Genomic DNA, 3279 nt, shown 5'->3' with positions numbered 1-3279 from the left:
TGCATGGGGTGGCTCCATTCGTTTGCTGTCCATGACAACTGCAGTATGACGCATTACGGCGTTGGTGGGAGCAGGAGCCATCCACCCCATCAGCCATAGATATTGATGTTTTTACTGGAAGTCGCTAAGCCTTCAACGTGGTTGACACTTCCTTAACGATGTCTGGAGCATTATCCTCGGCGTTAACTTTGGGGCTGCGTGCCTGTTGTTTTGCAGGGTTGGTCTACGTCGATATTTTAGTATTAAGGTCAGCGTTTTGCTCTGCGCTGCACTTTGGGAGTTCAGTTGTTGCGTCTTAGGGGAAACCTGATCCTCCGATTGGTGACAAGCTTTGCCTTGTTTTTTGCGGTAGCGCTTGTTCTGCCGCTGCAAAGTACTGCGCAAAAACTGACGAACGTTTCCTTTAAAATTGAAGATGGCAAGATTGATCCAGAAGATCCGGCTGCGATTGCCCTGCTCCAAAAAAAGGAACGGGAAAAAGAGCTTCGCGGCCTGAATGAAAACATCTCTCTATCCAAAGAGAAGCGTGAAGAAATTCAACGCTCCATTCGTGCGCTGGAGCGAGATGGTGAGAGCCTGAGCGGAGAGTTGATCCGGACCGGTGAGCGTATGAAAAAACTGGAAAACCAGTTGGAAGCCACTGAAGCGCGTTTGGGCCGGCATAGAAAAAATGAGCAATCTGTCCGGGCGTCATTGAATGAACGTAAAGATGTTTTAGCTGAAGTTTTAAGCGCTTTGCAACGGATCGGTCATCGCCCGCCGCCAGCAATGGTCGTGCGTCCTCAGGATGCTCTTGGTGCGGTACGCAGTGCGATCCTGCTCAACTCAATCATGCCAGAAGTGCGGATTGAGGCGGAAGCACTGGCGAGTGATCTTGCTGAATTGTCTCGGCTTCGAGCAAAAATTGAAGCAGAGCGCAACCGGGTTCGAAGTGGTGCAATACAGATGGCGGAAGAGCGCCATCGTGTTGAATTGCTTTTAGAAAAGAAGAAGGCAGCACGGCAGGAAAGCCTTGCAGCGCTGGAAGCCGAGAAGGCTCGCGCCAGGGAACTTGCCGAAAAGGCAACCTCTTTGAAAGAGTTGCTTGCTAACCTTGAAAGAGAAGTGGACAGCAGCCGTCGTGCAGCAGAAGCAGCGCGACTTGCGGACATTGAGCGGCAAAACCGGATCGCCTCCGGTGATCCGTTTGCTGATCCGAGCCGATTGAAACCGGTTGTTGCTTTTTCGGATACCCTTGGGCTTTTGCCTGATCCGGTGTCTGGAACGCTCCTGCAAGACTTTGGGGTTGCAGATGGTTTTGGCAACGTAACAACTGGCCAATCCATTGCGACACGCCCGAATGCCCAGGTCACCTCCCCCACTGATGGTTGGGTGGTGTATGCAGGGGATTTCCGCTCTTACGGGCAGATGGTAATTGTTAATGCAGGCGGCGGATACCATGTCCTTATGTCCGGGCTGGACGATGTCATGGTGGAGTTAGGGCAGTTTATTCTAGCTGGAGAGCCAATCGCTAAAATGGGAGAAACGCGCCTCGCAAGCGCTAATAACCTTAATTTTAGTTTGGACCAGCCGGTTTTATATGTAGAATTCAGGAAAGACGGCACTGCAATCGACCCCAACCCATGGTGGTCACGCGCCGAAAACGAAAAGGTTCGCGGATGATACGGAAAGCATCGCTTTTGTTGGTTGGCGTAGTCATGGGGGCTACGGCGGTCGTAACATATTCTCAGGCACCATTCAGATTTGCTGAACCAGCTTCTGCTGCGTCTCCTGATACCTACAATCAGCTGAATCTGTTTGGCGACGTGTTTGAACGTGTGCGCTCTGATTATGTAGAGGAGCCAGCTGACTCCAAGCTGATCGAGACCGCTATCAACGGCATGCTCACCAGCCTTGATCCGCACTCCAGCTATCTGCCTCCAAAGAGCTTCCGCGATATGCAGGTGCAGACCCGCGGCGAGTTTGGTGGCCTTGGTATTGAAGTGACCATGGAAGACGGCCTTGTGAAGGTTGTTGCTCCTATCGACGACACTCCGGCTTACAAAGCAGGCGTACAGGCAGGTGACCTGATTACCCACCTTGATGGGGAACAGGTTATGGGCCTTACCTTGAATGAGGCTGTCGAAAAAATGCGCGGTCTGGTGAACACAGACATCGTCATTACAGTGCGCCGTGAAGGTATCAACGAACCAACCGATATCACCATCACCCGTGATGTGATCCGCATTCGCTCTGTTCGCTGGAACAAAGAAGATGACATCGGTTACATCCGCATCACGCAGTTTAACGAACAGACCTTTGATGGTCTGGAAAACGCTGTTGATGAGCTGACTGCTGAAATCGGCGAAGATAATCTGAAGGGCTTTGTGCTGGATCTGCGCAACAACCCAGGCGGTTTGCTGGATCAGGCGATTGCTGTTTCTGATGCGTTCCTGAACCGTGGTGAAATTGTTTCTACCCGTGGCCGTAATGCTGAAGAGACCCAGCGCTATAACGCTCGCAATGGTGACCTGACTGAAGGCGCGCCTGTGATCGTTCTAGTGAATGGCGGTTCTGCGTCAGCTTCCGAGATTGTAGCCGGTGCTCTACAGGATCATCGCCGCGCAACTATTCTGGGCACACGTTCCTTCGGTAAAGGTTCTGTACAGACCATCATTCCACTTGGTGCGAATGGTGCGATCCGTCTGACAACTGCTCGGTATTACACACCGTCTGGCAACTCCATTCAGGCTAAGGGTATCCGCCCAGATATCATTTCCTTGCAGGAACTGCCTGATGAGCTGAAAGGCCGTGCTGAAACCAAAGGCGAAGCGGGTCTGCGTGGTCACCTTCAGGCTGAAGAAGGCGATGAAGGCTCTGGCAGTCAGGCTTACGTGCCACAGGACAAAGACAAAGATGTGCAGCTGAACCTGGCAAAATCCCTGCTCCGCGGCGAGAAGACTGATGCAGCCTTCCCACCAAGTGCAGACAGTGCAGCAAACGAATCCAAATAATTCAGAGTATCGAGCGCTTCATCCGGAGCGCTCGATTTCTATCTATTTGTTTTCAGGCATATACCTCTCCGAAAACCAGTAGCCACATTTCGGGGATATGCTATAAAGTGATTAAGGACGCCGCGCTAAACCTTCGTTTGGCGCGGCGGAATTTTATGACAGGGTGGGGGCACCAATGGTTAGGAGCGATTTGACAGCTCCGCTTGGAATGAACAAGCGTCGGAGCATCGGGCGATTGCCGCTCGGCCTGATTGGTGTCGCCATCATGACTGTTATTTTCACCACC

2 protein-coding genes are annotated in these 3279 nt (G+C 52.0%); both read left to right on the top strand.

The annotated features are described in order from the left end of the window. Window positions 1–285 precede the first annotated feature (285 nt). Window positions 286–1662: a peptidoglycan DD-metalloendopeptidase family protein gene (locus tag PPL9_RS11050; protein ID WP_208989305.1), complete on the top strand. Its 1377-nt coding sequence runs from the start codon at window positions 286–288 to the stop codon at window positions 1660–1662. Continuing rightward, entirely contained in the window at window positions 1659–2993 is a 1335-nt protein-coding gene (locus PPL9_RS11045) for a S41 family peptidase (protein WP_057462750.1), read from the top strand. The genes PPL9_RS11050 and PPL9_RS11045 overlap by 4 nt, the downstream gene beginning before the upstream one ends. The last annotated feature ends 286 nt before the right edge of the window (window positions 2994–3279 follow it).

It is taken from the genome of Pseudovibrio sp. POLY-S9, from assembly GCF_001431305.1.
In the GTDB taxonomy this organism is placed as follows: Bacteria; Pseudomonadota; Alphaproteobacteria; order Rhizobiales; family Stappiaceae; genus Pseudovibrio.
Note: the sequence above shows the minus strand (reverse complement) of the source record. Positions and strands in the feature narration are given on the sequence as shown.